At 71.1% G+C, this 26,937-nt stretch carries 25 protein-coding genes and 1 pseudogene; 12 read left to right on the forward strand and 14 right to left on the reverse strand.

Annotated elements, in window-relative coordinates:
- Nucleotide 1: 1 nt before the first annotated feature.
- From ACIQHQ_RS16380 to ACIQHQ_RS16390, 3 genes are all read left to right on the forward strand, one after another.
- Nucleotides 2-1,438 carry an aldehyde dehydrogenase family protein gene (locus ACIQHQ_RS16380; RefSeq protein ID WP_402612577.1) on the forward strand — a complete coding sequence of 479 codons (1,437 nt, stop codon included), beginning with the start codon at nucleotides 2-4 and terminating at the stop codon, nucleotides 1,436-1,438.
- Nucleotides 1,431-2,318 (forward strand): aldehyde dehydrogenase family protein, encoded by an 888-nt coding sequence (locus tag ACIQHQ_RS16385; protein WP_402612579.1) that lies wholly within the window; start codon nucleotides 1,431-1,433, stop codon nucleotides 2,316-2,318. Before ACIQHQ_RS16380 ends, ACIQHQ_RS16385 begins: the two co-directional genes overlap by 8 nt.
- Nucleotides 2,319-2,541: 223 nt before the next feature.
- Nucleotides 2,542-3,198 (forward strand): uridine kinase, encoded by a 657-nt coding sequence (locus tag ACIQHQ_RS16390; protein WP_402612581.1) that lies wholly within the window; start codon nucleotides 2,542-2,544, stop codon nucleotides 3,196-3,198.
- A 234-nt stretch (nucleotides 3,199-3,432) separates the two neighbouring features.
- On the opposite strand, the gene ACIQHQ_RS16395 is transcribed toward ACIQHQ_RS16390, so the two are convergent.
- Complete coding sequence (locus tag ACIQHQ_RS16395; RefSeq protein ID WP_402612582.1) at nucleotides 3,433-4,239, reverse strand: SigE family RNA polymerase sigma factor; 807 nt, start codon at nucleotides 4,237-4,239, stop codon at nucleotides 3,433-3,435.
- Nucleotides 4,240-4,476: 237 nt separating this feature from the next.
- On the opposite strand from ACIQHQ_RS16395, the gene afsQ1 reads away from it, so the two are divergent.
- From afsQ1 to ACIQHQ_RS16420, 5 genes are all read left to right on the forward strand, one after another.
- The gene (gene afsQ1, locus ACIQHQ_RS16400) at nucleotides 4,477-5,154 is read left to right on the forward strand and encodes a two-component system response regulator AfsQ1 (RefSeq protein ID WP_053675520.1); all 678 of its coding nucleotides are present in this window, start codon (nucleotides 4,477-4,479) and stop codon (nucleotides 5,152-5,154) included.
- Nucleotides 5,151-6,755 carry an ATP-binding protein gene (locus ACIQHQ_RS16405; RefSeq protein WP_402612583.1) on the forward strand — a complete coding sequence of 535 codons (1,605 nt, stop codon included), beginning with the start codon at nucleotides 5,151-5,153 and terminating at the stop codon, nucleotides 6,753-6,755. Before afsQ1 ends, ACIQHQ_RS16405 begins: the two co-directional genes overlap by 4 nt.
- A complete protein-coding gene (locus ACIQHQ_RS16410; RefSeq protein WP_402612584.1) occupies nucleotides 6,755-7,372 on the forward strand; it encodes a hypothetical protein in 618 nt (205 codons plus the stop codon). Before ACIQHQ_RS16405 ends, ACIQHQ_RS16410 begins: the two co-directional genes overlap by 1 nt.
- A gap of 85 nt (nucleotides 7,373-7,457) precedes the next feature.
- Nucleotides 7,458-8,045 (forward strand): VanZ family protein, encoded by a 588-nt coding sequence (locus ACIQHQ_RS16415; protein ID WP_402612586.1) that lies wholly within the window; start codon nucleotides 7,458-7,460, stop codon nucleotides 8,043-8,045.
- 62 nt (nucleotides 8,046-8,107) lie between these two features.
- Nucleotides 8,108-8,320 (forward strand): PspC domain-containing protein, encoded by a 213-nt coding sequence (locus ACIQHQ_RS16420; RefSeq protein ID WP_390987998.1) that lies wholly within the window; start codon nucleotides 8,108-8,110, stop codon nucleotides 8,318-8,320.
- Between the two features lie 79 nt (nucleotides 8,321-8,399).
- Here the strand turns inward: ACIQHQ_RS16420 and ACIQHQ_RS16425 are convergent, their stop codons facing one another.
- Nucleotides 8,400-8,765, reverse strand: a complete 366-nt coding sequence (locus ACIQHQ_RS16425) for an ATP-binding protein (RefSeq protein ID WP_402612587.1) — start codon at nucleotides 8,763-8,765, stop codon at nucleotides 8,400-8,402.
- A 140-nt stretch (nucleotides 8,766-8,905) separates the two neighbouring features.
- Nucleotides 8,906-10,063 carry an adenosine deaminase gene (locus ACIQHQ_RS16430; RefSeq protein ID WP_402612588.1) on the reverse strand — a complete coding sequence of 386 codons (1,158 nt, stop codon included), beginning with the start codon at nucleotides 10,061-10,063 and terminating at the stop codon, nucleotides 8,906-8,908.
- 123 nt (nucleotides 10,064-10,186) lie between these two features.
- Here ACIQHQ_RS16430 and ACIQHQ_RS16435 point away from each other — a divergent pair, with 123 nt between their 5' ends.
- Nucleotides 10,187-10,945, forward strand: coding sequence for an alpha/beta hydrolase (locus ACIQHQ_RS16435; RefSeq protein ID WP_402612589.1), 759 nt, complete (start codon nucleotides 10,187-10,189; stop codon nucleotides 10,943-10,945).
- 308 nt (nucleotides 10,946-11,253) lie between these two features.
- Here ACIQHQ_RS16435 and ACIQHQ_RS16440 read toward each other — a convergent pair whose 3' ends face one another.
- On the reverse strand, nucleotides 11,254-12,213 hold the full coding sequence (locus ACIQHQ_RS16440) for a LysR family transcriptional regulator (RefSeq protein ID WP_402612590.1): 960 nt from the start codon (nucleotides 12,211-12,213) through the stop codon (nucleotides 11,254-11,256).
- Nucleotides 12,214-12,275: 62 nt separating this feature from the next.
- Here ACIQHQ_RS16440 and ACIQHQ_RS16445 point away from each other — a divergent pair, with 62 nt between their 5' ends.
- Together ACIQHQ_RS16445 and ACIQHQ_RS16450 are read left to right on the forward strand one after the other, a co-directional pair.
- Nucleotides 12,276-13,550 carry an MFS transporter gene (locus tag ACIQHQ_RS16445; RefSeq protein WP_402612591.1) on the forward strand — a complete coding sequence of 425 codons (1,275 nt, stop codon included), beginning with the start codon at nucleotides 12,276-12,278 and terminating at the stop codon, nucleotides 13,548-13,550.
- A 273-nt stretch (nucleotides 13,551-13,823) separates the two neighbouring features.
- Complete coding sequence (locus tag ACIQHQ_RS16450) at nucleotides 13,824-14,840, forward strand: sigma-70 family RNA polymerase sigma factor (RefSeq protein WP_402612592.1); 1,017 nt, start codon at nucleotides 13,824-13,826, stop codon at nucleotides 14,838-14,840.
- On the opposite strand, the gene ACIQHQ_RS16455 is transcribed toward ACIQHQ_RS16450, so the two are convergent.
- Entirely contained in the window at nucleotides 14,724-15,110 is a 387-nt protein-coding gene (locus ACIQHQ_RS16455) for an STAS domain-containing protein (RefSeq protein WP_402612593.1), read from the reverse strand. The genes ACIQHQ_RS16450 and ACIQHQ_RS16455 overlap by 117 nt on opposite strands.
- A 156-nt stretch (nucleotides 15,111-15,266) precedes the next feature.
- Here ACIQHQ_RS16455 and ACIQHQ_RS16460 point away from each other — a divergent pair.
- A pseudogene (locus ACIQHQ_RS16460) lies at nucleotides 15,267-16,017 on the forward strand (AEC family transporter); the annotation flags it as partial.
- 3 nt (nucleotides 16,018-16,020) lie between these two features.
- Here ACIQHQ_RS16460 and ACIQHQ_RS16465 read toward each other — a convergent pair.
- The 9 genes from ACIQHQ_RS16465 to ACIQHQ_RS16505 all read right to left on the reverse strand — a co-directional run bounded on the left by ACIQHQ_RS16465 (nucleotide 16,021) and on the right by ACIQHQ_RS16505 (nucleotide 26,913).
- Entirely contained in the window at nucleotides 16,021-16,605 is a 585-nt protein-coding gene (locus tag ACIQHQ_RS16465; protein ID WP_402612594.1) for a Uma2 family endonuclease, read from the reverse strand.
- A gap of 94 nt (nucleotides 16,606-16,699) precedes the next feature.
- A complete protein-coding gene (locus tag ACIQHQ_RS16470) occupies nucleotides 16,700-17,983 on the reverse strand; it encodes a thymidine phosphorylase (protein ID WP_402612595.1) in 1,284 nt (427 codons plus the stop codon).
- Nucleotides 17,984-18,068: 85 nt separating this feature from the next.
- Nucleotides 18,069-18,473, reverse strand: a complete 405-nt coding sequence (locus ACIQHQ_RS16475; protein ID WP_402612597.1) for a cytidine deaminase — start codon at nucleotides 18,471-18,473, stop codon at nucleotides 18,069-18,071.
- Nucleotides 18,470-19,735 carry an ABC transporter permease gene (locus ACIQHQ_RS16480; protein WP_402612599.1) on the reverse strand — a complete coding sequence of 422 codons (1,266 nt, stop codon included), beginning with the start codon at nucleotides 19,733-19,735 and terminating at the stop codon, nucleotides 18,470-18,472. The genes ACIQHQ_RS16475 and ACIQHQ_RS16480 overlap by 4 nt, the downstream gene beginning before the upstream one ends.
- Nucleotides 19,732-20,850, reverse strand: a complete 1,119-nt coding sequence (locus tag ACIQHQ_RS16485) for an ABC transporter permease (protein WP_402612601.1) — start codon at nucleotides 20,848-20,850, stop codon at nucleotides 19,732-19,734. Before ACIQHQ_RS16485 ends, ACIQHQ_RS16480 begins: the two co-directional genes overlap by 4 nt.
- Nucleotides 20,850-22,421, reverse strand: a complete 1,572-nt coding sequence (locus ACIQHQ_RS16490; protein ID WP_402612603.1) for an ABC transporter ATP-binding protein — start codon at nucleotides 22,419-22,421, stop codon at nucleotides 20,850-20,852. The genes ACIQHQ_RS16485 and ACIQHQ_RS16490 overlap by 1 nt, the downstream gene beginning before the upstream one ends.
- A gap of 210 nt (nucleotides 22,422-22,631) precedes the next feature.
- Nucleotides 22,632-23,678 carry a BMP family protein gene (locus ACIQHQ_RS16495; RefSeq protein WP_402612604.1) on the reverse strand — a complete coding sequence of 349 codons (1,047 nt, stop codon included), beginning with the start codon at nucleotides 23,676-23,678 and terminating at the stop codon, nucleotides 22,632-22,634.
- A gap of 273 nt (nucleotides 23,679-23,951) precedes the next feature.
- Entirely contained in the window at nucleotides 23,952-24,995 is a 1,044-nt protein-coding gene (locus tag ACIQHQ_RS16500; protein WP_402612605.1) for a BMP family protein, read from the reverse strand.
- A 685-nt stretch (nucleotides 24,996-25,680) separates the two neighbouring features.
- Nucleotides 25,681-26,913, reverse strand: a complete 1,233-nt coding sequence (locus ACIQHQ_RS16505) for a M20 family metallopeptidase (protein ID WP_402612699.1) — start codon at nucleotides 26,911-26,913, stop codon at nucleotides 25,681-25,683.
- Between the last annotated feature and the right edge of the window lie 24 nt (nucleotides 26,914-26,937).

The following is a 26,937-nucleotide window of genomic DNA, read 5'->3' on the forward strand; positions in this document are numbered from 1 at the left end:
CATGGCACCCGTATTCGCATACGCCCCGGCCCCCGAGTCGCGCGCGATCGCCGACATCGCGCCCTCGTACGGCCTGTTCATCGACGGCGAGTTCGTCGAAGCGGCGGACGGCAAGGTCTTCAAGACCGTCTCCCCGTCCACCGAGGAGGTCCTCTCCGAGATCGCCCAGGCCGGTTCCGAGGACGTCGACCGTGCGGTGAAGGCCGCGCGCCGGGCCTTCGAGAAGTGGTCGGCGCTGCCCGGCTCGGAGCGCGCCAAGTACCTGTTCCGCATCGCGCGGATCATCCAGGAGCGCAGCCGGGAGCTGGCCGTCCTGGAGACCCTGGACAACGGCAAGCCGATCAAGGAGACGCGCGACGCCGACCTGCCCCTGGTCGCCGCGCACTTCTTCTACTACGCGGGCTGGGCCGACAAGCTCGACCACGCCGGCTTCGGCGCGAACCCCAGGCCGCTCGGCGTCGCGGGCCAGGTCATCCCCTGGAACTTCCCCCTCCTCATGCTGGCGTGGAAGATCGCCCCGGCGCTCGCCACCGGCAACACCGTGGTGCTGAAGCCGGCCGAGACCACCCCGCTCTCGGCGCTGTTCTTCGCGGACATCTGCCGCCAGGCGGGCCTGCCCAAGGGCGTCGTCAACATCCTCCCGGGCTACGGCGACGCGGGCGCCGCGCTGATCGCGCACCCGGACGTGAACAAGGTCGCCTTCACCGGCTCCACGGCCGTCGGCAAGGAGATCGGCCGCACGGTCGCCGGGACGCGCAAGAAGGTCACGCTCGAACTGGGCGGCAAGGGCGCCAACATCGTCTTCGACGACGCCCCGATCGACCAGGCCGTCGAGGGCATCGTCAACGGCATCTTCTTCAACCAGGGCCAGGTCTGCTGCGCCGGCAGCCGCCTGCTGGTGCAGGAGTCGATCCAGGAGGAGCTCCTGGAGTCCCTGAAGCGCCGCCTGTCCACGCTGCGCCTCGGTGATCCGCTGGACAAGAACACCGACATCGGCGCGATCAACTCCGAGGAGCAGCTGACGCGCATCACCTCGCTCGTCGAGCAGGGTGAGGCGGAGGGCGCCGAGCGCTGGTCACCGGCGTGCGAACTGCCCGAAAGCGGCTACTGGTTCGCCCCGACGCTGTTCACGAACGTCACCCAGGCGCACCGCATCGCCCGGGACGAGATCTTCGGCCCGGTGCTGTCGGTGCTGACCTTCCGCACGCCGGACGAGGCGGTCGCCAAGGCCAACAACACGCCGTACGGCCTGTCCGCCGGCATCTGGACGGAGAAGGGCTCGCGCATCCTGGCGGTCGCCAGCAAGCTCCGCGCGGGTGTCGTCTGGTCCAACACGTTCAACAAGTTCGACCCGACGTCGCCGTTCGGCGGTTACAAGGAGTCGGGCTTCGGCCGCGAGGGCGGCCGCCACGGCCTGGAGGCATACCTCGATGTCTGACGCGCGACTCAGTGTCCTCAAGACCTACAAGCTGTACGTGGGGGGCAAGTTCCCGCGTTCCGAGAGCGGCCGGGTGTACGAGGTGACCGACGCAAAGGGCAACTGGATGGCGAACGCGCCCCTGTCCTCCCGCAAGGACGCCCGTGACGCGGTCGTCGCGGCCCGCAAGGCGTTCGGCGGCTGGTCCGGGGCGACGGCGTACAACCGCGGCCAGGTCCTCTACCGCGTCGCCGAGATGCTGGAAGGCCGCCGGGACCAGTTCACCCGTGAGGTGGCCGACGCGGAGGGGCTGTCGAAGTCCAAGGCGGCGGCGGTCGTGGACGCCACGATCGACCGCTGGGTCTGGTACGCGGGCTGGACCGACAAGATCGCCCAGGTGGTCGGCGGCGGCAATCCGGTCGCGGGCCCGTTCTTCAACCTGTCCTCCCCCGAGCCGACTGGCGTGGTCGCGGTCCTCGCGCCGCAGGAGTCGTCCTTCCTGGGCCTGGTGTCGGTGCTGGCCCCGGTGATCGCGACGGGCAACACGGCGATCGTGGTGGCGAGCGAGAAGGCCCCCCTGCCCGCCCTGTCCCTGGCCGAGGTGCTGGCCACCTCGGACGTCCCCGGCGGCGTGGTCAACGTCCTGTCGGGCCGTACGGCGGAGATCGCCACCCCGCTCGCCGCCCACCAGGACGTCAACGCGATCGACCTCGCGGGCGCCGACGAGGTCCTGGCGAAGGAGCTGGAGATCGCGGCGGCCGACAACCTCAAGCGCGTTCTCCGTCCACAGCCTGTGGATTACGCGGAGACCCCCGGCATCGACCGTCTGACGGCGTTCCTGGAGACGAAAACGGTCTGGCACCCCACGGGGTCACTGGGCGCGTCGGGTTCCTCGTACTAGCCCGCCACCCCTCGATACGGAAGCCCCGGCCCTCCTCCGTCCAGGAGGCCCGGGGCTTCTTTGCGTTTCGCTCCGCCTCACATCCCGAGCCGCTGCCCGAGAGCGGCCCGGCCGCCCGCCACCACCGGCACACCCCTGATGCGCTGCGTGAGCGAACGATGACCTGAGGTAGTTGAGGTGTGATGCGCGCATCAAAGCCGACCCGTGGGGCGTACGGCCCCCGATGGATGCCTCACACTGGTGTCCCGTGAGTTCTCCACTGCCCCTCCCGACGCGAGTCGTGCTGCTCTGCGGCCCTTCCGGCTCCGGCAAGTCCCTCCTCGCGGCCCGCTCCGGCCTTCCGGTGCTGCGGCTCGACGACTTCTACAAGGAGGGCGACGACCCGACGCTGCCCCTGGTGGCGGAGAGCTCCGACATCGACTGGGACCACCCGGAGTCGTGGGACGCGGACACGGCCGTCGCCGCGATCATGCGGCTGTGCCGCACGGGCCGTACGGAAGTCCCCCGCTACGACATCTCGCTCAGCGCCCGCACCGGCGAGGAGACCGTCGACATCGGACGGACCCCGCTGTTCATCGCGGAGGGCATCTTCGCCGCGGAGATCGTCACGCGCTGCCGCGAACTCGGCGTCCTGGCTGACGCGCTGTGCCTGAGCCGCGGCCCGGTGAAGACCTTCCGCCGCCGCTTCCTGCGGGATCTCAGGGAGGGCCGCAAGTCGGTGCCGTTCCTGCTGCGCCGCGGCTGGCGCCTGATGCGTCAGGAGCGCACGATCGTCGCCCGCCAGACGGCACTGGGCGCGTACGCCTGCGACCGGGACGAGGCGTTGGGCCGGCTGGCAGCGGCTGCCGGCCGGCGCGCGAGCCTCGACACGGTGGCCTAGGCGGCCGGGCACGGAAAAAAGCGGGACTGGACGGACCCCCCGGCCCTCCAGTCCCGCTTCGGTGCTCCCCCGTTGTCCTCCCCCGAGTCCCCCACTCTCCTGTGGAGACGCCCCCCAGCGCCTCTACAGTTCCCCCGTGGGCCCCCTTTGTTTCCCCCATGGCCCCCGTGTGGTGCTCCCCCGTGGGCCCCCTGCGTTTCCCCCGCGGGCCCCGTGTGGTGCTCCCCCGTACCTTCAGGCGACAAGCTCGCCGAAGGCGTCCTCCTCGTCACGGCCGAAGCTGAGGACCTCGTCCTCGCGCAGCCGGCGGAGAGACCGCCAGATGCTGGACTTCACCGTGCCGACACTGATGTCGAGGATCTCCGCGATCTCCGGGTCCGTGCGGCCCTCGTAGTAGCGCAGGACCAGCATGGTGCGCTGGAGTTCGGGCAGCCGGGCCAGCGCCTGCCACAGGACCGCGCGCAGCTCGGTGCCGCGCATCGCGTCCGTGTCGCCGGGCGTCTCCGGCAGTTCCTCGGTCGGGTATTCGTTGAGCTTGCGGCGCCGCCAGGCGCTGATGTGCAGGTTGGTCATGGTGCGGCGGAGGTATCCGCCGACCGCCGCCTTGTCACTGATCCGGTCCCACGCCCGGTAGGTCGAGAACAGCGCGCTCTGCAACAGGTCCTCGGCCTCGAAGCGGTCACCGGTGAGGTGGTAGGCGGTTGCGTACAGGGAGGCGCGGCGCTCCTGGACGTAGGCGGTGAACTCCGCCTCCGTCAGCGAACGGCGCTCCCCCGAGCCCTCCCCGTACGCTGCTCCCCCGATGGTGCCCGTGGCGGCTGCCGCCGCGGACCCCTTGTTGATCTCCCCCGTGGGTGCGTCAACCACCGTCATGAACGCGGTGTGCTGACGCCCGGTGCCACGAGCGCACCCCCGCCCTCCCCCACGCTCGAACGAGCTCGCGCGGGAGGGGCCCTCGGCACCGGACTTCTCGGAACCCCGGTGCACGTCGTGCAGACGCGTGACAACTGCGCTGGTGCTGATGCCGTGCAGCGTGTTCATCTCGCGCCCCCCGTCGTGGACTTCCGGTGTGCGGCCCGCCTGTGGAGCGGGCCTCCCTGCCTGTGCCGAGAAGCTTGCCGCCGCACTTTCATGGCCGTGTCCGCCGACTGTCACAGACCTGTCACAGGGGCCGGCGACAGTTCGATGACAGGTCCCGCACACGCGTCGGCGGTGCCGGCCACAACGACTGGGCCCCACCGGTCGAACCTCGACCCCTCCATGGGCCAGAATGAGCGCGTGCCTTCCCTGTTGCTGATCGAGGACGACGACGCCATCCGGACGGCCCTGGAGCTCTCACTGACGCGCCAGGGTCACCGCGTGGCGACCGCTGCCAGCGGTGAGGACGGTCTGAAGCTCTTGCGCGAGCAGCGGCCGGATCTGATCGTGCTGGACGTGATGCTGCCCGGCATCGACGGGTTCGAGGTGTGCCGGCGCATCCGGCGCACGGACCAGTTGCCGATCATCCTGCTGACCGCGCGCAGCGATGACATCGACGTGGTGGTCGGGCTGGAGTCCGGCGCCGACGACTATGTCGTCAAACCGGTGCAGGGGCGCGTGCTCGACGCCCGGATCCGGGCCGTGCTGCGGCGCGGCGAGCGGGAGTCGAACGACGCGGCGAGCTTCGGCAGCCTCGTCATCGACCGTTCGGCGATGACCGTGACGAAGAACGGCGAGGACCTCCAGCTCACGCCGACCGAGCTGCGGCTGCTGCTGGAGCTGAGCCGGCGGCCGGGCCAGGCGCTGTCCCGGCAGCAGCTGCTGCGGCTGGTGTGGGAGCACGACTACCTGGGCGACTCGCGGCTCGTGGACGCGTGCGTCCAGCGGCTGCGCGCCAAGGTCGAGGACGTGCCCTCGTCCCCGACGCTGATCCGTACCGTGCGGGGTGTCGGCTACCGGCTGGACGCGCCTCAGTGACCCAGGCGCACCAAGGGGGGGCCCACGGCTGGACCGGGGCGCGCAAGGGAGTTCTGTCGGGGCTGCGCTTCACCAGCCTGCGGCTGCGAGTGGTCGTGGTCTTCGGCCTGGTGGCCCTGACGGCCGCCGTGTCCGCGTCCGGGATCGCGTACTGGCTCAACCGCGAGGCCGTGCTCACCCGCACCCAGGACGCCGTGCTGCGCGACTTCGAGCAGGAGATGCAGAACCGGGCGGGCGCGCTGCCCGAGCGGCCGACGCAGGACGAGCTGCAGCACACCGCGGGCCAGATGGCGGGCAGCGACCAGCGCTTCAGCGTGCTGCTGGTCGGCCGTGACAGCGAGGGCCGCACCGTCTACGGCAGCTCCGGCGGGCTCAGCGGCTTCTCGCTGGGCGACGTGCCGGCCTCGTTGCGCACGGCGGTGAACCGGACGCAGAAGGTCGACGGAGACGAAAAGCACCCGTACCACCTGTACTGGCAGCGCATCGTCGACCACGACACCCCGTACCTCGTGGCGGGCACGCGTGTGATCGGCGGTGGTCCGACCGGTTACATGCTCAAGTCGCTGGAGCCGGAGGCCAAGGACCTCAACTCGCTGGCCTGGTCGCTGGGCATCGCCACGGGGCTCGCGCTGATCGGCTCGGCGCTGCTCGCGCAGGCCGCGGCGACGACGGTGCTGAAGCCGGTGCAGCGGCTCGGGACGGCCGCGCGGCGGCTCGGCGAGGGCAAGCTGGACACCCGGCTGCGGGTGTCCGGGACCGACGAACTCGCCGATCTGTCCCGGACGTTCAACAACGCGGCCGAGGCGCTGGAGAAACGGGTCGCCGACATGGCCGCCCGCGACGAGGCGTCCCGGCGGTTCGTTGCGGACATGAGCCATGAGCTGCGGACGCCGCTCACCGCGATCACCGCCGTGACGGAGGTGCTCGAGGAGGAGCTGGAGGCGGAGACCGGCAGCATGGACCCGATGATCGAGCCCGCCGTGCGGCTGGTGGTCAGCGAGACGCGGCGGCTGAACGACCTGGTCGAGAACCTGATGGAGGTCACCCGCTTCGACGCGGGCACCGCCCGGCTCGTCCTGGACGACGTGGACCTCGCCGACCAGATCACCGCCTGCATCGACGCCCGCGCCTGGCTGGACGCGGTGGAGCTGGACGCCGAGCGCGGCCTGCACGCCCGCCTGGACCCGCGGCGCCTGGACGTCATCCTGGCCAACCTCATCGGCAACGCGCTCAAGCACGGTGGCTCCCCGGTGCGGGTGTCCGTGCGGGAGGCGGACGACTCCATCGTCATCGAGGTGCGGGACCACGGGCCCGGCATCCCGGAGGACGTCCTGCCGCACGTCTTCGACCGCTTCTACAAGGCCAGCGCCTCCCGGCCGCGCTCCGAGGGCAGCGGCCTGGGCCTGTCCATCGCGCTGGAGAACGCCCACATCCACGGCGGTGAGATCACCGCGGCCAACTCGCCCGACTCGGGGGCGGTGTTCACGCTGCGGCTCCCGCGCGGCACGTCCCCGGAGGAGGAGCAGCCGGCCGAGGACGAACTGAGGCCCGGGAGCGACACCGACCGGCCCCAGGGCGCGGACTCGAAGGGGGACGCCTGATGACCGCGCGTTTGGCGGCCGTGCCTCGGCTGCTCGCCGTTTTGGCGCTCGCCGTGCTGCTGGCCGGCTGCGGGATCCGGGCCACGGAGGTGCCGACCAACTTCGGGCCCGCGCCGTCGCGGGTGCAGTGCTCGCTCTCCGAGCCGGACGTGTCGACGCAGGCCGCCCGGGGACTGCCGGTGCAGGTGTTCCTGCTGTGCGGGTCCTCGCTGGTGACCGTCGACCGGACGGTGCGGGTCCCGGACGGCGCGGCCGACTCCGAGCGGCGCATGCTCGTCGCGCAGGGTCTGCTGGACCAGCTCGCCACACCCCCGTCGACCGCCGAGAAGGAGGCCGGTTACAGCACGGACGTCCGCGGCGGCATCTCCGTGGGCGGGCCGCGCCCCGGCGACCCGGAGGACGCGCTGCGGTTGAGCACGGCGCCGGCCGGACTCACCTCGTACGCCCTCGCGCAGATCGTCTGCACCTTCTCCGACTCGGCGGCGGCCCAGGGGGACGGCTCGGTGGTCCTGGGCGGACCCGGCGCCGAGGCTCCGCGCCGCTACGAGTGCACCGACGAGGTGCGAGCCCGGCCCGGCAGCACGGAACCGCCGTCGAAGGACGTGGCCGGGGAGTGACCCGCCCGGGCTGTGGCGTATGCCTCACCGGCCTTCCGGGGGCCCTTGCGGAACCGATCCGGCCGGAGGCCGCGTCTTGGGGGGCGTGCAGCGTCAAGGCTCCATCGGCGGCAGCGCCGCGTCCCGCATCCGTGTGACAGGAGGTGTCCTCCTCGTCGCCCACCTCGCGTTCGTCGCCTGGTTCACGCTGCGGCCGCTGGACGTGCCCTGGGTGATGCCCGCCAACTTGCGGCCCTTCGCCGGTATCCGGGCCGATCTCGCCCTGGGCTGGCCCGAGGCGACCCGCCGGATCGGTCAGGGGCTGGCCCTGCTCGCCCCGCTGGGTGTGCTGCTGCCCGCGGTGGGCGGCAGGCTGGTCGTCTCGCCGCTGGCGTCCCTGCTGCGCACCGTCGCGGCCGGCGCGCTGCTGTCGTGGGGCATCGAACTGCTGCAGACCGGCGTGCCCGGTCAGGTCGTGGACGTCGACTCGCTGTTCCTGAACACCGCGGGCGTGGCCCTCGCGCACCTGGCGCTGGTCCCGGCTGGCCGCTCCTGGCTGCGCCGCCACACCACCACCGCCCGTCTGCTCCGTGCGCCCCTTGCTGCGGAGGAACCGGCTCAGGGTCGGACCCCGACGATTCCCAGGGTCGGGATCGCCCCGTGGAGTGACGCTTTGCCCCCTTCGTCTCCGTAGCGTGGAGTGCGGATGGGGTACTCGGACGAGAGGCCTCACACACCCTCACGAAGGAGTCGCACATGTCCCGCCTCGCCCGCCCCACCCACGGCCGCATGATCGGCGGCGTGTGCGCCGCGCTGGCACGGCGCTTCGGCACCTCCGCGACCACGATGCGGGTGATCTTCCTGGTCTCGTGCCTGCTGCCCGGCCCGCAGTTCCTGCTCTACATCGCGCTGTGGATCCTGCTGCCCTCCGAGGACAAGACGCACGGCAAGGCCCAGACCGCCTGGTGAGGCCCGTATGCGCGAACGCCGATGGGGCGCACCCCTTTGCGGGGGCGCCCCATCGGTGTGTGTCCGCCTCGGCGGGAGGTCAGCCGACCGGCACGCCGTTGACCGGCAGGCCCTGCGTGGGCAGGCCCTGCGTGGGCAGGCCCTGCACCGGGAGGCCGCCCAGCAGGCCGGCGGCGGGGCCCGTGGGGCCGTTGGCGAGCACCTGCTCGGCGACCGGCTGGGCGGCGGCCGCACCGGCACCGGCCGCCGTCTGCCCCTGGCTCAGCGCCTCGCCCGAGGCAGGCAGCGTCTGGAGCTGCTCCGCCGGGAGCGCCGCGGTGACGGTCTCCAGCGTCTGGGCGGTGTCCGGGAGGGCCGGGGCGGCGTTGGCGGCGCCCGCACCGGCGGCGGCGAAGGCGGCACCGAGAGCGGCGACACCGAGGGTCTTGGCAGCAGACTGCTTCATGAAATGCGTCCTCGTAACGGGATGACGGAGTGTGAGCGGTTCAGCGACCGTAATCACGCGGCCCCGCCCGCCGCAAACATCGAAAGGCGGGCGGGATGGCGAACACCGCCCGCATTCGCTGTGCACCGAAGACCCCCGAATCAGTCCTCCGTGACGGCAGAATCGCTGGTGGGAGCGGTCTGACGGAACAGCCATTCGGATTTCAGCTCGGCATATCCGGGCTTGATCACGTCATTGATCATGGCCAGCCGTTCATCGAAAGGAATGAAAGCTGATTTCATCGCATTGACGGAGAACCACTGCATATCATCGAGCGTGTATCCGAATGCCTCGACGAGGTGCTCGAATTCCCGGCTCATGCTGGTGTGCGACATGAGACGATTGTCCGTATTGACGGTGGCACGGAAATGCAGCCGTCGCAGCAGCCCGATGGGGTGCTCGGCGTACGAGGACGCGGCCCCCGTCTGGAGGTTGGAGCTCGGGCACAGCTCCAGCGGGATGCGCTTGTCCCGGACGTACGAGGCGAGCCGCCCGAGTTCGACGCGGCCGTCGTCGTGCACCTGGATGTCGTCGACGATCCGCACGCCGTGCCCCAGCCGGTCGGCGCCGCACCACTGGAGCGCCTGCCAGATGGACGGCAGACCGAAGGCCTCGCCCGCGTGGATGGTGAAGTGGTTGTTCTCGCGCTTGAGGTACTCGAAGGCGTCGAGGTGCCGGGTGGGCGGGTAGCCGGCCTCGGCACCCGCGATGTCGAAGCCGACGACGCCCAGATCGCGGTAGCGGTTGGCGAGTTCGGCGATCTCCAGGGCGCGGGCCGCGTGCCGCATGGCGGTGAGCAGCGAGCCGACCCGGATGCGCAGGCCGTTCTCCCGGGCGCGCCGCTCCCCGTCCCGGAAGCCCTCATTGACGGCCTCGACGACCTCTTCGAGGCTCAGGCCGCCCTCCAGGTGCTGCTCGGGGGCGTAGCGCACCTCGGCGTAGACGACGCCGTCCGCGGCCAGGTCCTCGGCGCACTCGGCGGCGACCCGGACCAGGGCGTCACGGGTCTGCATGACGGCGACGGTGTGGGAGAAGGTCTCCAAGTACCGTTCCAGGGAACCGGAGTCGGCGGACTCGCGGAACCAGACGCCGAGCTTCTCCGGGTCGGTGTCGGGCAGCTGCGCGTAGCCGCTGACGCGGGCGAGTTCGACGATCGTGCCGGGGCGCAGACCGCCGTCGAGGTGGTCGTGCAGCAGAACCTTGGGCGCCCGGCGGATCTGGTCCGGTGTCGGGGTGTTCGCGATGGTCTGGCTCGTCATTTCCGCACTCTAACTCCTACGCGCGTAGATGGCGCGTTCCCCACTGCTGTACGTTTTCGTCGATACGTAACGGTGACCGCAAGGACAGGTCGGGTACACCCGCGCTTCTGACACTGTTCTGTCATGGCACACCAAGCGACGCCGGTTCGCAGGGCCCGGCTGGGCAGGGCACTGGGGCCGGAGCCGACAGCGGTGAGCGGCGCGGTGCTGCTGCTCCCGGGCGGCGACGAGGTCTCCGGCCGCAGACCGTCTCCCGTACTGGCGACCGCCTCGATGCGCGGCGTCGGGCGCCGCCTGGCCCGCGCGGGCCGGGACGAGGGTCTCGCCGCGCACGTGGTGCACTACCGCTGCCGCGGCTGGAACGGCGGCGAGGCCAACCTCGCGCAGGACGCGACCTGGGCGGCCGACGAGATCGTACGGCGGTACGGAGACGTCCCGGTCTGCCTCGTCGGCCTCGGGATGGGCGGCCGGGCGGGGCTGCGGGCGGCCGGGCACGAAGCCGTCAACTCCGTGCTCGCGCTTGCCCCGTGGCTGCCGGAGGAGGATGTCGCGACGCCACCCGAACCGGTGAAGCAGCTGGTCGGCCGCCAGGTGCTGATCGTGCACGGCACGAACGACGGGCGGACGGATCCGGAGCTGTCGTTCCGGCTGGCGGCGCGGGCGAAGAAGGCGAACCGGGACGTGTGCCGGTTCGAAGTGCACGCGGACGGGCACGGGTTGAGCCAGTACCGGGACGAAGTGCTGTCGCTGGCGGAGGACTTCGTGATGGGGGCGCTGTTCGGGCGGCCGGTGTCGCGACCGGTGCGGGACGCGTTCGCCGCGCCGCCGCCGTTGGGGTTGCGGATGCCGCTGGCCGCGGGGTTCAGCCCTTCTCGGCGGTAGCGCCGTCCGGGGTCGCCGTGATTCCCGGGACGCGGGTGGTGCAGGGGTGCTCGCCCCCACGCGGCGGAGCCGCACATCGGCACCACGCCGTGATTCCCGGGACGCGGGTGGTGCGGGGGTGCTCGCCCCCACGCGGCGGAGCCGCACATCGGCACCCCGTGATTCCCGGGACGCGGGTGGTGCGGGGTGCTCGCCCCCATGCGGCGGAGCCGCACATCGGCACCCCGTGATTCCCGGGACGCGGGTGGTGCGGGGGTGCTCGCCCCCATGCGGCGGAGCCGCACATCGGCACCGCACCGCGACCCCGCTCAGGGCAACAGACTTCCCCTTCTCGAGAGCAGGAACTTCTTGAAGGCCGCCACCGGGGGTGTGTCCGGGTGGCCCTCCAGCCAGGCGACGCCGATCTCGCGGGCCGCCCGGGGGGCCGTGACCGTCAGTTCCACCACTCCTGGGCGAGGGACGGCCGGCGGGGGCAGGAGGGCCACTCCCAGGCCCGCCGCCACCAGGCCCCGCAGGGTCTCCGCCTCCTCGCCCTCGAAGGCGATGCGGGGCTTGAAGCCGGCCTCCTTGCAGAGGTCGTCCGTGATGCGGCGCAGGCCGTAGCCGGGCTCCAGGGTGACGAAGGTTTCGTCGGCCGCCTCGGCGAGGCGGATGCGACGGCGGCCGGCGAGGGAGTGGTCGGCGGGGACGACCAGGCACAGCTTCTGCTCGTCCAGGCGGCGGGCCACCAGGTCGGGCGCGTCCGGCACCGGGGACGTCAGGCACAGGTCGAGCTCGCCGGCGCGCAGGCGCTCCAGCATGGCCTCGCCGTAGTTCTGGACGAGGCTGAAGCGGACGCGCGGATGGTCGGCGCGAAAGGCGTGCAGAAGACCCGGGACGGTCTCGGCGCCCATGGTGTGCAGGAAGCCGAAGGCGACCTTGCCGGTGGTCGGGTCGGCGTCCGCGCGCACCTCCTCGACGGCACGCTCGACCTCGGCGAGGGCGCGTTCGACGGAAGTGAGGAAGGTGCGGCCGGCCGGGGTGAGGGAGACCGTGCGGCCGTGCCGGGCGAACAGGGCGACGCCCAGGTCCTGCTCCAGGCGGGCCATGGACCGCGAGAGCGTCGACTGCGGGACGTTCATCTCCTGGGCGGCGCGGGTGACGTGCTCGGTGCGGGCGACACCCGCGAAGTACGCGAGGCGCGGGGCCAGCACTCTGGACATCTCCGCCCTGTCTTGTGTGTCACTGCTCGGTGACAGGCGGCCCTGTGAACTCGGTTGATGCGCCATGGGAACGATTATGACCGTTCCATGCATTGGACGGATGAGTGCGGTGTCCGTACGTTCGAGGCATGTCTCCCGCCAGTACCGGGGCGTCCACCGTCGTGGGCGCCGCTGCCTCTGTCCCTGCCGCCGACTCACGCGTCTCCCCGGGTGGCCCCGGCTACCGCCGGATGAGCTTCGCCCTCTTCCTCGCGGGTGTCGCGACCTTCGCGCTGCTGTACTCCACGCAGGCCCTCCTCCCGCTGATCTCCGGCGAGTTCGGGGTGGCCGCGAGCGACGCGAGCTGGACCGTGGCGGCGGCGACCGGCGGGCTGGCGTTGTTCGTCCTGCCGATGAGCGCCCTGTCGGAGCGCTTCGGACGCCGTGCGGTCATGACGGGCTCGCTGGCCGTGGCCGTGACGCTCGGGCTGCTGGTACCGCTGGCTCCCTCCCTCGATGCGCTGATCGCGCTCCGCGCACTGCAGGGCGCCGCCCTGGCCGGACTGCCGGCGTCGGCCACCGCGTACCTCGCCGAGGAGGTCAGCCCCAAGGCGCTGGTCACCGCGATCGGCCTGTTCGTCGCGGGCAACAGCGTCGGCGGGATGAGCGGCCGCGTCATCACCGGCTGGGTCGCGCAGGAGTGGGGCTGGCGGGTCGCCGTCGGTGTCATCGGCGTGATCGCGGTCGTGTGTGCGGTGGCCTTCCGGCTGCTGCTCCCCGCCCCGAAGCACTTCAGGGCCGGTTCGCTGCGGCCGCGCGTCCTGGCCCGGACGGTCCGCGATCACCTGTCCAACCCGCTGCTGTGCCGGCTGTACGCGATCGGCGCGCTGTTCATGACGGTGTTCGGCGGTGTGTACACGGTCATCGGCTACCGGCTGACCGAGGCCCCGTTCTCGCTGCCGCAGGGCATCATCGGTTCGATCTTCCTGGTGTACCTGGTCGGTACGGTGTCGGCGTCCACGGCGGGCCGGCTGGTCGGCCGGCTGGGCCGCCGGGGCGCGCTCTATGTGGGCGGCGGTACGACGGCGGCGGGTCTGCTGCTGTCCCTGGCCGGCTCCCTCCCCCTGGTTCTGCTGGGCCTGGTCCTGATCACGGCGGGCTTCTTCGCGGGGCACGCGGTCGCCTCCTCGGCCGTCAGCAAGACGGCCACGCACGGCCGCGCCCAGGCCTCGGCGCTGTACCAGTCGGCGTACTACATCGGCTCCAGCACGGGCAGCACGGTCGGCGCGATCGCCTTCCACGCGGGCGGCTGGGCCGGGACGGTCGGGGTCGGGCTGCTGGCGGTCCTGGGCGTCGTGACGATCACCGTCTTCGGTACCCGGGCGGCCCGGCTGCAACGCCGGCGACTGGCCCCGGCTGCCTGAGGACGGGTGCCGTCCGGGCAGCGGGCGCTGCTGCACGCCGTGCCGGGCGGCGGGGAGGCGGGTGCGGCGGCGCCGGCCGGGGAGCACCGGCATCTGCTCATGTCGGTCAAGGAGCTCGTGTGAAGGCCCGCCGGCTTGGCGCACCCGGTCTCATCACCGGGCTCGACCTGCGCTTTCGTGCGCTCGGGGGGCCGTTGTCAGTGGGCTGCGGTAGCTTCCGAAGTGCTGATGCGCAAGGGCGCGTGAACAGAACGTCCACAGGGGTGGGTGGAGATGACGAACGGCACGGCGACATCGACGGACCTGGACACCAGGCTGGAGGCACACCGCACCGAGCTGACGGGGTACTGCTACCGGATGCTCGGCTCCTCCTTCGAGGCCGAGGACGCGGTGCAGGACACCCTGGTCCGCGCCTGGCGCAGCTACGACAAGTTCGAGGGCCGCTCCAGCCTGCGCTCCTGGCTCTACCGGATCGCGACCAACGTGTGCCTGGACATGCTCACGGCGGGCAACAAGCGCGCCCGGCCCATGGACCTCACGGAGTCCACCCCGCTCGCCCGGGCGGCCCTCTCCCCCCGACCGGACAACACCTGGTTGGAGCCCATGCCGGACGCCCGTGTGCTGCCCACGACCGACGACCCGGCGGAGGCGGCGGTCGCCAAGGAGTCCGTGCGACTCGCCTTCATGGCCGCCCTCCAGCAGCTCCCGGCCAAGCAGCGGGCCGTGCTGATCCTGCGCGAGGTCCTCGCCTGGAAGGCCAGCGAGGTCGCCGAGCTGCTGGACACCTCGGTGGCATCGGTGAACAGCGCCCTCCAGCGGGCCCGCGCCACCCTGGCCGAGCGGCAGGAGCCGGGCGCCGCGGCGGCCGTCTCCGACCCGCTGGACGAGGCCCAGCAGAAGCTTCTGGACCGCTATGTGGCGGCCTTCGAGGGCTACGACATGACGGCACTGACGGCCCTGCTGCACGAGGACGCGGTCATGACGATGCCGCCGTTCGACCTGTGGCTGACCGGCACGCAGGACATCACCGGCTTCATGACCACCCTCGGCGCGCCCTGTGCGGGTTCCCGGCTGGTGCCGGTGCAGGTCAACGGCCTGCCGGGGTTCGCCCAGTACAAGCCGGACCCGGAGAAGGGCGGCTTCACGCCGTGGGCGGTCCAGGTGCTGGAGATCTCAGACGGCCGGATCACCGGGTTCCACTGTTTCCTCGACACTCAGCGCTGGTTCCCGCTCTTCGACCTCCCCCTCCACCTCGAAGCGGATGCCGACCAGGTCGAGCAGGGCGCGTAGGGCCGGGTCCGGGTCGCGCAGCCGGATCCGGCCCCCGGCCCGGCGGGCGGCCAGCTGGAGCCTCGCCAGCAGGTCGACGGCCGCGAGCCCCGGCGGCCCCAGGCCCGCGACATCGCACACCACGACCCGGGCGCCGCTGCCGTGCAGCAGTGCCCGCACATCGTCGCTGAGTCCTCTCGCCTCGTCCTGGGTGACGGGACCGGGCAGTACGAGTACGGGCGGTGTCATGGCGTCCACGAGCGGTAGACCCGGCGGGCGGCTGTAACTCATCGGGGCTGTCCGCCCCGTCGGCGCCGCGCGGATCGTTCGGCGCCGGAAGGATCACATCTACCCGGGGCAGCGCCCCCCGGAGGCCGCCTGTGCGAGGGTCGTGAAGAGCAGCGCCTGGGACGCCACATGGAAGGCGAGCCTGGTCAGGACCTCCCGGCGAACCTGCCGGTGATCTTCTCCGGCCGGCTGATGGTCACGGCGTTGAGCACGGCAGCGGCGGCGGGTGTCTTCGTGGGTGTGGCGCGTGGCTGGGGCGTGGGCCGGAAGACGATCGGCGCGCTGTGCTCCAGCTATGTCAACTCCGGAAACCTGGGCATCCCGATCGCCGTGTACGTGCTGGGCGACGCGTCCCTGGTCGCGCCGGTGCTGCTGTTCCAGCTGGTCGGTGTCACACCGGTGGCGCTGACGGTCCTGGACCTGGCGAGCGGCGGGGAGAAGCGGCCCCTGTGGCAGCGGCTGCTCACGCCGCTGCGCAATCCGATAGCGCTGGGCCCCCTGGCCGGTGTGGCCGTCTCGGCGTCGGGCCTCACGGTGCCGGGCCCGCTGATGGACCCCCTGACCCTGATCGGCGACATGTCGGTGCCCGCCGGTGCTCCTGGCCTTCGGCATCTCCCCTGCGGGGCAACACACCTCCCCCTACGGGGCGCCGAGCGGGCCCCTGGACTCCTCGCCGTGACCCTCAAGTCCGGCGGTCCAGCCCCTGGACGCCTGGGCCCTCGCGGCGGGCGTCTTCGGCCTCCACGGGGCGCCCCCGCTCGACGTGGTGGTGACATCGGCACTCCCGGCGGCCCGGAACCTCTTCACGTACGCGAGCGGCTACCGGGTGGGCGAGGTGCTGGCGAGGGAGGCGATCCTGCTGTCGACGGTGCCGGCGGTGCCGGTTCTGGTGGCGGCGGTTTTGGGGTGACGGTCAGTCGACCGGAAACTCACCGGTGTCGATCGTCACGTCGAACGGGTCCGGCAGCTTGATGGGATCACCGAATTTCACGGCGCTCAGGACGCGGTAGACCTCGCCCTTCGGCTCCCCGTACAGCGTCGTCGTCGGGCCCCCGGGAGCCCAGCGGTCGACGAGGAGGTAGAGCGGAATCCCGGCAGTGGCGTAGGCGGCGGGCTTGCTGACGCGGTCGTGGCGGGCGTTGGATTTGGAGGTCACCTCGACCACCAGTTCGGCCAGGGCCGCCGGGATGTGTGACTCCGCCTCCGCGCATTCCCGCACGGGCGCTACCAGCAGGTCCGGGATGAGCATGCCCAGTCGGGACGGCACGGCGATCGCCTGTGTCTGGAAGATCTCCCAGTCCTCGGGAATCGCGGAGTAGAGGCGACGCTGAATACGGGCCGCGATCACGTTGTGGCGGGACGCGGGAGCAGGTGACACGGTGATGATCCCCTCGATGATCTCCACCTTGCTGCCCTCGGGCCATTCCATCTCCTCCCAGAACCGGACGAGGTCGTCCCAGTTCTGGTCGGGGTCCTGGCTCACGGTGAGTGCGCTCATGGCGGTCTCCTTCGGTGCGTCACCGATCCCAGCATGCCGAACGGGACCGGCGGGGGTCCACCGGTCCCGTTCACCCGAGAGGGGAACCACCTGGTCAGGCGATACGTTCCAGCACCACCGGCGACGGCGTGAAGTCCGTGCCGGGGGCCGCCACGTCGTAGGAGCCCTCGACCGCCTGGAGGGCGTAGTCGAAGCGCTCGGGGGTGTCCGTGTGGAGGGTCAGCAGGGGCTGGCCCTCGGTGACCGTGTCGCCGGGCTTGGCGTGCATCTCGATGCCGGCGCCCGCCTGGACCGGGTCCTCCTTGCGGGCGCGGCCCGCGCCGAGGCGCCATGCGGCGACGCCGATGTCGTAGGCGTCGAGGCGGGTCAGGACGCCCGAGGCCGGGGCTTTGATCACGTGTTGTTCGCGGGCCACCGGCAGCGCAGCGTCCGGGTCGCCGCCCTGGGCCGCGATCATGCGGCGCCAGACGTCCATCGCGGAGCCGTCGGCCAGGGCCTTCGCCGGGTCGGCGTCCTTCACGCCGGCCGCGTCCAGCATCTCGCGGGCCAGGGCGATCGTCAGCTCGACCACGTCCGCGGGGCCGCCGCCCGCCAGGACCTCCACCGACTCGCGGACCTCCAGGGCGTTTCCGGCGGTCAGGCCGAGGGGCGTGGCCATGTCCGTGAGGAGCGCGACCGTCTTCACGCCGTGGTCGGTGCCCAGGCCGACCATCGTGGAGGCCAGTTCGCGGGCATCTTCGAGCGTCCGCATGAAGGCGCCGGTGCCGACCTTCACGTCCAGGACCAGCGAGCCCGTGCCCTCGGCGATCTTCTTCGACATGATCGAGGAGGCGATCAGCGGGATCGCCTCGACGGTGCCGGTGACGTCCCGCAGGGCGTAGAGCTTCTTGTCGGCGGGGGCCAGGCCGTCGCCCGCCGCGCAGATCACCGCGCCGGTGGTGTCGAGGACGTTCAGCATCTCCTCGTTGGACAGCAGCGCACGCCAGCCGGGGATCGACTCCAGCTTGTCGAGGGTTCCGCCGGTGTGGCCGAGGCCGCGGCCGGACAGCTGGGGGACGGCCGCGCCGCAGGCGGCGACCAGGGGGGCCAGCGGCAGCGTGATCTTGTCGCCGACGCCGCCCGTGGAGTGCTTGTCGGCGGTCGGGCGGGACAGGGACGAGAAGTCCATGCGCTCGCCGGAGGCGATCATCGCGGCCGTCCAGCGGGCGATCTCGCGGCGGTTCATGCCGTTCAGCAGGATCGCCATGGCGAGAGCGGACATCTGCTCGTCGGCGACCTCCCCGCGGGTGTACGCGTCGATGACCCAGTCGATCTGTTCGTCGCTGAGTTCGCCGCGGTCCCGCTTGGTGCGGATGACGGAGATGACGTCCATGGCCATGGCTTGGCTTCCTTCCGATGGTTCCAGAAGCCGCGCGGCCCCTCTGAGCCGGTCGCGTGAGCAACTCAGAGGGGCCGCACGGAAGTTACTTGCTGAGGTGGTCCGGGCCGAAGGCCTGGGGCAGCATCTGAGACAGCGGCAGGATCCCCGCCGGGGTCTCCAGCAGGAGGTCCGGGCCGCCGAACTCGTGGAGCAGCTGGCGACAGCGCCCGCACGGGACGAGCGTGTCGCCCTCGCGGTCGACGCAGGTGAAGTGCGTCAGCCGGCCACCGCCGGTGTTGTGCAGCTCGGACACCAGGCCGCACTCGGCGCACAGGCCGAGTCCGTACGAGGCGTTCTCGACGTTGCAGCCGGAGATGATCCGGCCGTCGTCGACCAGGGCCGCCACGCCGACCGGGAAGCCGGAGTACGGGGCGTACGCCCGGGTCATGGCGTCCCGGGCCACCGCGCGCAGCTTCTCCCAGTCGACGGCCGGGCCGGTGCCGGTCACTTGCCCTGCCCCTTGCGGTACGGCAGCCCGTCCGCCTTCGGCATCCGCAGCCGCTGGGCGGACATCGCGAGGACCACCAGGGTGATGACGTACGGCGTCGCGGAGACGACCTGGTTCGGGACCTCGTCGGTGGTCGCGTACCAGGCGAACACCAGGGCGGCGACGACCGCGGTGATCACCGAGGGGACGTACTTCTTGCGCACGGCCAGCCAGATGGCGCCGATGATCAGCAGGAGGGCGCCGAGCAGCAGCAGGGCGTGGACGTTGGCGGAGCCGCCGCGCAGGTTGAGGCTGTCGGTGTAGCCGAACAGGCCCGCGCCGAGGGCGAGGCCGCCCGGCATCCAGTTACCGAAGATCATCGCCGCGAGGCCGATGAAGCCGCGGCCGCTGACCTGGCCCTCGAGGTAGAAGGGGTTGGCCACGATGGACAGGAAGACACCGCCGAGGCCGGCCAGACCGCCGGAGATGACGACGGCGATGTACTTGTACTTGTAGACGTTGACGCCGAGGGACTCGGCGGCCACCGGGTTCTCTCCGCAGGAGCGCAGGCGCAGGCCGAACGCGGTGCGCCACAGGATCCACCAGGTGGCGGGGATCAGCGCGATGGCGACCAGGGTCAGCCAGGACACGTTGGTGACCAGGCCGCCGAGCAGACCGGCGATGTCGGAGACGAAGAACCAGCCCTGGTTGTTCAGGTCCCGAAGTGCGTCGGACAGCCCCGGCACGGTGAAGTGGCCGAGGGATTCCACCGCCGGGGACTGCTTGGCGGAGCCGCCCGTGTGGCCCTCGAAGGCGAGGGGCGCGAGGTAGCGGGTGGCGCCGAGGGCGAGGATGTTGATGGCCACACCGGAGACGATGTGGTTGACGTTGAACGTGACGGTCACGAAGGCGTGCAGCAGACCGCCGATCGCGCCGCCGAGGATGCCGACCAGGACACCCGTCCACGGGCCCCACTGGAAGCCGGCCCAGGCGCCGAACCAGGTACCGAGGATCATCATGCCCTCGAGGCCGATGTTGACCACGCCCGCGCGCTCGGCCCACAGACCGCCGAGACCGGCGAGGCCGATCGGCACGGCGAGCTGGAGGGCGGTGGACATCTGGCTGACGTTGGTGATGCCGTCGGCGCCGGTGATGAGGCGGACGATCGAGGTGAGCGCCAGGCCTCCGGCGATGATGAGCAGCAGGACAGGCCACGACAGGCGGCGGCCGGTCGGCGCCGCGGGCTGCAGCGTGGGCTGGTTGACGTCGGTCGCGGTGGTCATCGGCCAGCCACCTCCTTCGTGTTCTGAGCGCCGAGGACGTGTCCGGCGGCGAGTTCGGCGCCGACGCGACGCTGCTGGCGGCGCAGACCCCATTCGCGGACGGCCTCGTAGGAGACGACGACCGAAAGCACGATCAGGCCCTGCATGATGACCGCGATCTCCTTGTCGTAGCCGTGGAAGTCCAGCTCGGGCGAGGCCTTGTCGAGCCAGGCCCACAGCAGGGCGGCGAAGGCGATGCCGACGGGGCTGTTGCGGCCGAGCAGGGCGATGCCGATACCGAGGAAACCGATGCCGGTGGGGAAGTTCAGGCTGTAGGTGTGGGTGTCGCCGAGCAGGATCGGCAGGCCGGCGAGGCCCGCGATGCCGCCGGAGATCAGCATGGCGCTGAGCACCATGCGCTTGGGGTCCACACCACTGGCCGCGGCGGCGGTCTGCGACGCGCCGGAGGCGCGCAGGTCGAAGCCGAAGCGGGTGCGGTTGAGGACGATCCAGTAGCCGATGCCGAGCAGGACGGCGAGCAGCACCAGGCCGTAGATCTCGCCGGAGTCGCCCAGGCTGATCCCGGGGATCCAGCCGGACTCGTACATCTCGCCGGTGGTGTTGTTGTTGCCGACCTTGACGCCGAAGACGTTCGGCAGCCACATGTAGGCGATCACGGAGGTGGCGATCGCGTTGAGCATGATCGTGGCGACGACCTCGCTGACGCCGCGGGTGACCTTGAGGACACCGGCGATGCCGGCCCAGAAGGCGCCGGTGAGGACGGCGGTCAGGAGCAGCAGCGGGATCTGGAGGGCGGCCGGCAGGTTCATGTGGGCGCCGACGACGGCGGCCATCATGGCGCCGAGCTGGTACTGGCCGTCGACGCCGATGTTGAACAGGTTCATCCGGAAGCCGATGGCCACCGCGAGGGCCGCGATGTAGTACATCGAGGCCTGGTTGATGATCAGCACCTGGATGTCCGAGAAGCCGATCTGCTCGAACATCAAGGCGAACGGCTCGAAGGGGCTCTTGCCCGAGGCGAGCAGCACGATCGCGCTCAGGACGAAGGCCACGGCCAGCGCGATGACCGGTCCGGCCACCGCGAGGAGCACGCGCTCCTTGTCGAACTTCTTCATCAGCGGGCCTCGTCTTCCGGAGACTCGGGGGCGTCGGCCTTCGAGGTCTCGGGGGTGTCGTCGTGCTCGAGGTGCCCGGTGACCGCGCCGGTCATGGCCGAGCCGAGCTCCTCGGGAGTGATGGTGGCCGGGTCGGCGTCCGCGACCAGCTTGCCGTTGTAGATCACGCGAAGCGTGTCGGACAGGCCGATCAGCTCGTCCAGGTCCGCGGAGATCAGCAGCACGGCCAGCCCTTCGCGGCGGGCGTCGCGGATGTGGTCCCAGATGGCGGCCTGGGCGCCGACGTCCACGCCCCGGGTGGGGTGCGCGGCGATGAGGAAGCGCGGCTTGTGGCTCATCTCGCGGCCGACGATCAGCTTCTGCTGGTTGCCGCCGGACAGGGAGGCGGCGGTGACGTCGATGCCGGGGGTGCGGACGTCGTACTCCGTCACGATTCGGCGGGTGTCCTCCTGGGCCGCCTTCGGGTCCAGCCAGACGCCCTTCGCGAGGGGCTTCTCGGTGACGTGGCCGAGGATGCGGTTCTCCCAGAGGGGTGCCTCCAGGAGGAGACCGTGGCGGTGCCGGTCCTCGGGGATGTAGCCGACGCCCTGCTCGCGGCGCCTGCGCGTCGGCCAGGCGGTGATCTCCTCGTCGGCGAGCCGGATCGTGCCGCTGTCGGCGGACCGGAGGCCGATGAGGGCGTCGACGAGCTCGGTCTGGCCGTTGCCCTCAACGCCGGCGATGCCGAGGACCTCGCCCGCGTGGATGGTGAAGCTGATGTCGTCGAGGAGGGCCTTGCCGCCGGGGGCGGCGAGGCGCAGCCGGTCGACGCTGATGACCGGGCGGTCGGTGACCGTGGACTCGGCCGTCTCGGGCGTGGGCAGCTCGCTGCCGACCATCATCTCGGCGAGCTGGCGGGGTGTCGTCTCGGCGGGCACGGCCGTGCCGACGGTGGTGCCGCGGCGGATGACGGTGATGTCGTCGGCGACGGAGAGGACCTCGCCGAGCTTGTGCGAGATGAAGATGACCGACAGGCCCTCGGAGCGCAGTTCGCGCAGGTTGGCGAAGAGGGCGTCGACCTCCTGCGGGACGAGCACGGCGGTCGGCTCGTCGAGGATGAGGGTGGTGGCGCCGCGGTAGAGGACCTTGAGGATCTCCACGCGCTGGCGGGCGGCGACGCCGAGCTCCTCGACGAGGAGGTCGGGCTCGACGCCGAGACCGTAGCGCTCGGAGAGGTCCTTGATCTTGCGGCGGGCCTTGGCGCCGATCCCGTAGAGCTTCTCGCTGCCGAGGACCACGTTCTCCAGGACCGTGAGGTTGTCGGCGAGCATGAAGTGCTGGTGGACCATGCCGATGCCGCGGGCGATGGCGTCGGCCGGGGACGAGAAGGTGACCTGCTCGCCGTCGACGGAGATGGTGCCCTCGTCCGGCTTCTGCATGCCGTAGAGGATCTTCATCAGCGTGGACTTGCCGGCGCCGTTCTCGCCGACGAGGGCGTGCACGGTGCCCTTGCGGACGCTGAGGTGGATGTCGTGGTTGGCCACGACTCCGGGGAAACGCTTGGTGATCCCGGCGAGTTCGACGGCGGTCACCGATTCGTTGACCGCCGCTCCGGCCGGAGGGCTGCTGGACGCGTTGATGGCGCACTCTCCTGGGGACGGGGGCCGTCTACGCGCGTAGCGCCCCTACGGCATACAAAGGGGCCGACGCCCCGCGGCAACGGGGCACGAGGAGCAGCTCCCCGTACCCCGTCGAGCGGACGTAACCCCGGGGGTTACCGCCTGCTTCGAGGCAGTCGCCCGTCAGCTGCTCTTGACCTTGATCTCGCCGCTGATGATCTTCTCCTTGGCCGTCTTGATGGCTGCCTGGAGCTCGGCGTCGTCCGCGAACTTCGGGTTGGAGTTCGACAGGCTCACCTCGCCGGTCTTCAGATCGCCACGAACGATACCGGTCTCGGGCTTGCCGTCCTCGACCGACTTCGCCAGGTTGTACACCGCCTTGGCGACGTCCTTCATCGCCGAGGTCAGGATGGAGTCCTTGTACTTGGCAAGGGCTTCCTGCTGGTACTGGTCCGAGTCGACCCCGATGGCCCACACCTTGTTGGCGGCGGCGGCCTCGATGACACCCTGACCGGACAGACCGGCGGCCGCGTAGACGACGTCGGCCTTCTTCTCGATCTGACCCTCGGCAGCCGTCTTGCCCTTGTCGGGGCTGGCGAACCCGCCCTCCTCGGCCGTCTGGGTGAGGTACTGGGAGAGCACCTTGACCTTCGGGTCGGTGTCCTTGACGCCCTGCGCGAAGCCCGCCTGGAACTTGTGGATCAGCGGGATGTCCACGCCGCCGACGAAGCCGACGACCTTCGACTTGGAGGTCTTGGCCGCGGCGACACCGGCCAGGTAGGAGGCCTCCTCCTCGCTGAAGACGAGGTCGGCCACGTTCTTGGCGTTGATCGTGGCGTCGTCGACGATGCCGAAGGTGGTGTCCGGGAACTTCTCGGCGGCACCCTTCACGGCCGCGGCGTACGCGTAGCCGACGCCGATGACCGGGTTGTGGCCCTGCTTGGCCAGGGAGACCAGGCGCTGCTCCTTGTCGGCGTCCGTCTCGCCCTCCGTGGGCTCCACGTCGGCCGTCTTGTACCCGAACTCCTTCTTAGCCTGCTCCAGGCCCGCGTAGGCGGCGTCATTGAAGGACTGGTCACCCTTGCCGCCGACGTCGTAGGCGATGGCGAGCCCCTTGTCGCCCTTCGAGTCGGACGACCCGGAGGTCGAGGTGCTGCCGCAGGCGGAGAGGGCGAGGGCCAGGGAGGCGGTCGCTGCGCCTGCGACCGTGATCCGGGAAATCCGGCGCATGTCTGGGTGCTCCTGTCGTACAACGAGGTCGCACAGCGCCGGGACGGTTCAGCTTCAGCGCTGGCTTCGCCGCAGATTAACGCGCGTAGACCTGCCTGAAAACCCCTTCTGTCCACCTTGTTATGCGCCCGTGGCCTAGCCATCACCGGGGCTTGGCCACGGTGTTGCCGACCGCAAACGGGGGGTGGCGCTGGGTGATCCGCTTCCCGGGAAGCACGGAGCGGGCGGACACCTGGGGTGTCCGCCCGCTCCGCTGCCCTGCGAGGGTCGTTCTTACTCGGTCTTCACCTTGATGGAACCGTCGTCGATGCCCTGCTTGGCCTTGTCCACGGCCTCCTTGAGGCCCTCGACCTTGGCGAACTCGGGGTTCGACTCGGAGAGGCCGACGCCGTTGACCTTCAGGTCGAAGGTCTGCGTGCCGGTCAGCGGCTTGCCGTCCTGGACCGACTTGGACAGCGCGTAGACCGCTCCGCCGACGTCCTTGAGCGCGGAGGTGAGGATGTAGTTCTTGTACGGGGCGAGGGGGGGCTGCTTGTACTGGTCGGAGTCGACGCCGATCGCCCAGACCTTCGCCTTGGCGGCGGCCTCGATGACGCCCTGTCCGGACAGACCGGCGGCCGCGTAGAGCACGTCCGCCTTCTTCTCGATCTGGCCCTCGGCGGCGGCCTTGCCCTTGTCGGGGCTGGCGAAGCCGCCCTCCTCGGCCGTCTGGGTGAGGTACTGCGACAGGACCTTCACCCCGGGCTTGGTGTCCTCGACACCCTGCTGGTAGCCGGCCTCGAACTTGTGGATCAGCGGGATGTCCACACCGCCCACGAAACCAACGACGTCGCTCTTCGTGGCCTTGGCGGCGGCGACACCGGCGAGGTACGAGGCCTGCTCCTCGGCGAAGACGAGGGAGGCGACGTTCTTGCCCTCGACCACGGAGTCCACGATGCCGAAGGTGGTCTTCGGGTACTTGGCGGCCGCGTTCTTCATTGCCGGGCCGTAGGCGTACCCGACACCGATGACCGGGTTGTAGCCCTGCTTGGCCAGCGAGACCAGGCGCTGCTCCTTGTCGGCGTCCGTCTCGCCCTCGGTGGGCTCGATGTCGGCCGTCTTGTAGCCGAACTCGTCCTTGGCCTTCGTCAGGCCGGCGAAGGCGGCGTCGTTGAAGGACTGGTCGCCCTTGCCGCCGACGTCGTACGCGATGGCGACACCGCGGTCGTTGCTGTCGCTGTCGCCGCTGTCACTGCTGGTGCCGCCGCAGGCCGTGGCGACGAGCCCGAGCGACGCGACCCCCACCGCGACACGGGTCAGTTTGGAAATCCGACGCATCTGAAGTTCCCCATTCTCCAAAGCCCCGCAGTGGGTGCTCGGTTCGGCGCACATTAACGCGCGTAGACACTCCTGGGAACGGTTCGCCGCGGGGCCGTTATCCATTCGTGCCGATGGCCCGTTACGCCCTTGTGAACCACGGGATCGAACGGGGTCGAAAGGTGTACTCGGGAACACGGCGCGTGCCTACCTCGTGACGCGCACCAGGCTGCCGTGAGGCTGCGCCGCTCGCAACCGGAGGCTCCGCCGGGGTGGGCGGTTGGGTGCGGGGGTGACGCCTGGGGCCCTTGGGTACGGGGGTGACGCCCCAGGGCAACTGGGTACAGGGAGTGACCCCCCAGGGCAACTGGGTACGGGGAGTGACCCCCCAGGGCCCCTGGGTACGGGGGTGACGCTCCGGGGCCCCTGGGGGGTGCGGGCTCGTCCTCCTCGTGCGGCGCCGTCGTGGCTCCTCGCGCAGTTCCCCGCGCCCCCCCAGGGACCCGTGCGGCGCCGTCGTGGCTCCCTGCCCACTTCCCCGCGCCGTCAAGTCCGTGCGGCGCCGCCGTGGCTCCTCGCGCAGTTCCCCGCGCCCCCAGGGACCCGTGCGGCTCCGCCGTGGCCGGTCGCGCAGTTCCCCGCCCCGAGAATCCGTGCGGCGCCGTCGTGGCTCCTCACTCAGTTTTCTGCGCCGCCAGGGAGGTGGCTAGCGGAGGCCGTTGACCAGGGCCGCGGCCGTGAAGAGTTCCACGCCGACCGTGATGGCCGACTCGTCGACGTCGAAGTCGCCCTGGTGGAGGTCGCGCACATGACGCTCACCGGGGGTACGGACGCCCAGGCGGGCCATGGCGCCGGGGACGTGCTCCAGGTACCAGGAGAAGTCCTCGCCGCCGAGGCTCTGCTCGGTGCCCTCGACGGATTCGACGCCGCGCCGCGCGATCATGGCGTCGCGCAGCAGTTCGGTGACGCCGGGCTCGTTGACGACGGGCGGGACGCCGCGCACATAGTTGATCTCCGACTTGGCGCGGTGCAGGTTGGCGATCTCGTCGATGGCGGCGACGACGACGTCGGGGGCCTGCCGCCACGCCTCGATGTCGAGGCAGCGCACGGTGCCGGAGAGCTCGGCGTGCTGGGGGATCACGTTCGGGGCGTGGCCCGACTCGACGCGACCCCAGGTGATGGCGAGCCCGCTGCGGCTGTCGAAGCGCCGGGCGACCAGCGCCGGCACGTCGGTGACGACGCGGGCGGCGGCGGTGACCAGGTCGGTCGTGAGGTGCGGGCGTGCGGTGTGGCCGCCCGGGCCGTCGAGGCCGACCTCCAGCCGGTCGCACGCCGAGGTGATGGGCCCCTCCCGGAGACCGATCTTCCCCGCGTCCACCCGGGGGTCGCAGTGCACGGCGATGATCGCGCCGACGCCTTCCAGCGCCCCGCCCTTGATGGCGTCGGCGGCACCGCCGGGCAGCACTTCCTCGGCGGGCTGGAAGATCAGCCGGATGGGGCGGGGCAGCGCGCCCTGGCGGTGCAGCCCGGCGAGGACCAGGCCGGCGCCGAGGACGACGGTGGTGTGCACGTCGTGACCACAGGCGTGGGCCCGGTCGGGCACGGTCGAGCGGTACGGGCACTCCGTCTTGGTGTCCGGGATGGGCAGGCCGTCGATGTCGGCCCGCAGCGCGAGCATGCTGGGACCGCCGTCCCACTGCTCCCCCTCCACGCCGATGTCACAGAAGAGTCCGGTCCCCACGGGCAGGACGCGTGGCTTGAGGCCGGCCTGCTCGAGCCGCTCCTTGATCGCGGCGGTCGTGCGGAACTCCTGGTTGCCGAGCTCCGGGTGCATGTGCATGTCGCGTCGGAACGCGATGAGCTCGGCCCGTAGAGCATCGGGCAGGGCACCGGGAAGTACGGCTCCTCCGGGAAGGTCGACCTCGGACTCCAGTGACATCAGTGGCTTCACCCTTTGAAGGGT

The sequence above is a fragment of the Streptomyces sp. NPDC092370 genome, from assembly GCF_044755265.1.
Taxonomy (GTDB): domain Bacteria; phylum Actinomycetota; class Actinomycetes; order Streptomycetales; family Streptomycetaceae; genus Streptomyces.

What these genes read in the sequence shown, in the direction of transcription:
- ACIQHQ_RS16380 (WP_402612577.1), top strand. Translation starts at nt 2, where the DNA reads ATGGCACCCGTATTCGCATACGCCCCGGCCCCCGAGTCGCGCGCGATC.
- ACIQHQ_RS16385 (WP_402612579.1), top strand. Translation starts at nt 1,431, where the DNA reads ATGTCTGACGCGCGACTCAGTGTCCTCAAGACCTACAAGCTGTACGTG.
- ACIQHQ_RS16390 (WP_402612581.1), top strand. Translation starts at nt 2,542, where the DNA reads ATGGATGCCTCACACTGGTGTCCCGTGAGTTCTCCACTGCCCCTCCCG.
- ACIQHQ_RS16395 (WP_402612582.1), bottom strand. Translation starts at nt 4,239, where the DNA reads ATGAACACGCTGCACGGCATCAGCACCAGCGCAGTTGTCACGCGTCTG.
- ACIQHQ_RS16410 (WP_402612584.1), top strand. Translation starts at nt 6,755, where the DNA reads ATGACCGCGCGTTTGGCGGCCGTGCCTCGGCTGCTCGCCGTTTTGGCG.
- ACIQHQ_RS16420 (WP_390987998.1), top strand. Translation starts at nt 8,108, where the DNA reads ATGTCCCGCCTCGCCCGCCCCACCCACGGCCGCATGATCGGCGGCGTG.
- ACIQHQ_RS16425 (WP_402612587.1), bottom strand. Translation starts at nt 8,765, where the DNA reads ATGAAGCAGTCTGCTGCCAAGACCCTCGGTGTCGCCGCTCTCGGTGCC.
- ACIQHQ_RS16430 (WP_402612588.1), bottom strand. Translation starts at nt 10,063, where the DNA reads ATGACGAGCCAGACCATCGCGAACACCCCGACACCGGACCAGATCCGC.
- ACIQHQ_RS16435 (WP_402612589.1), top strand. Translation starts at nt 10,187, where the DNA reads ATGGCACACCAAGCGACGCCGGTTCGCAGGGCCCGGCTGGGCAGGGCA.
- ACIQHQ_RS16440 (WP_402612590.1), bottom strand. Translation starts at nt 12,213, where the DNA reads ATGGCGCATCAACCGAGTTCACAGGGCCGCCTGTCACCGAGCAGTGAC.
- ACIQHQ_RS16445 (WP_402612591.1), top strand. Translation starts at nt 12,276, where the DNA reads ATGTCTCCCGCCAGTACCGGGGCGTCCACCGTCGTGGGCGCCGCTGCC.
- ACIQHQ_RS16450 (WP_402612592.1), top strand. Translation starts at nt 13,824, where the DNA reads ATGACGAACGGCACGGCGACATCGACGGACCTGGACACCAGGCTGGAG.
- ACIQHQ_RS16455 (WP_402612593.1), bottom strand. Translation starts at nt 15,110, where the DNA reads ATGAGTTACAGCCGCCCGCCGGGTCTACCGCTCGTGGACGCCATGACA.
- ACIQHQ_RS16465 (WP_402612594.1), bottom strand. Translation starts at nt 16,605, where the DNA reads ATGAGCGCACTCACCGTGAGCCAGGACCCCGACCAGAACTGGGACGAC.
- ACIQHQ_RS16470 (WP_402612595.1), bottom strand. Translation starts at nt 17,983, where the DNA reads ATGGCCATGGACGTCATCTCCGTCATCCGCACCAAGCGGGACCGCGGC.
- ACIQHQ_RS16480 (WP_402612599.1), bottom strand. Translation starts at nt 19,735, where the DNA reads ATGACCACCGCGACCGACGTCAACCAGCCCACGCTGCAGCCCGCGGCG.
- ACIQHQ_RS16485 (WP_402612601.1), bottom strand. Translation starts at nt 20,850, where the DNA reads ATGAAGAAGTTCGACAAGGAGCGCGTGCTCCTCGCGGTGGCCGGACCG.
- ACIQHQ_RS16495 (WP_402612604.1), bottom strand. Translation starts at nt 23,678, where the DNA reads ATGCGCCGGATTTCCCGGATCACGGTCGCAGGCGCAGCGACCGCCTCC.
- ACIQHQ_RS16500 (WP_402612605.1), bottom strand. Translation starts at nt 24,995, where the DNA reads ATGCGTCGGATTTCCAAACTGACCCGTGTCGCGGTGGGGGTCGCGTCG.
- ACIQHQ_RS16505 (WP_402612699.1), bottom strand. Translation starts at nt 26,913, where the DNA reads ATGTCACTGGAGTCCGAGGTCGACCTTCCCGGAGGAGCCGTACTTCCC.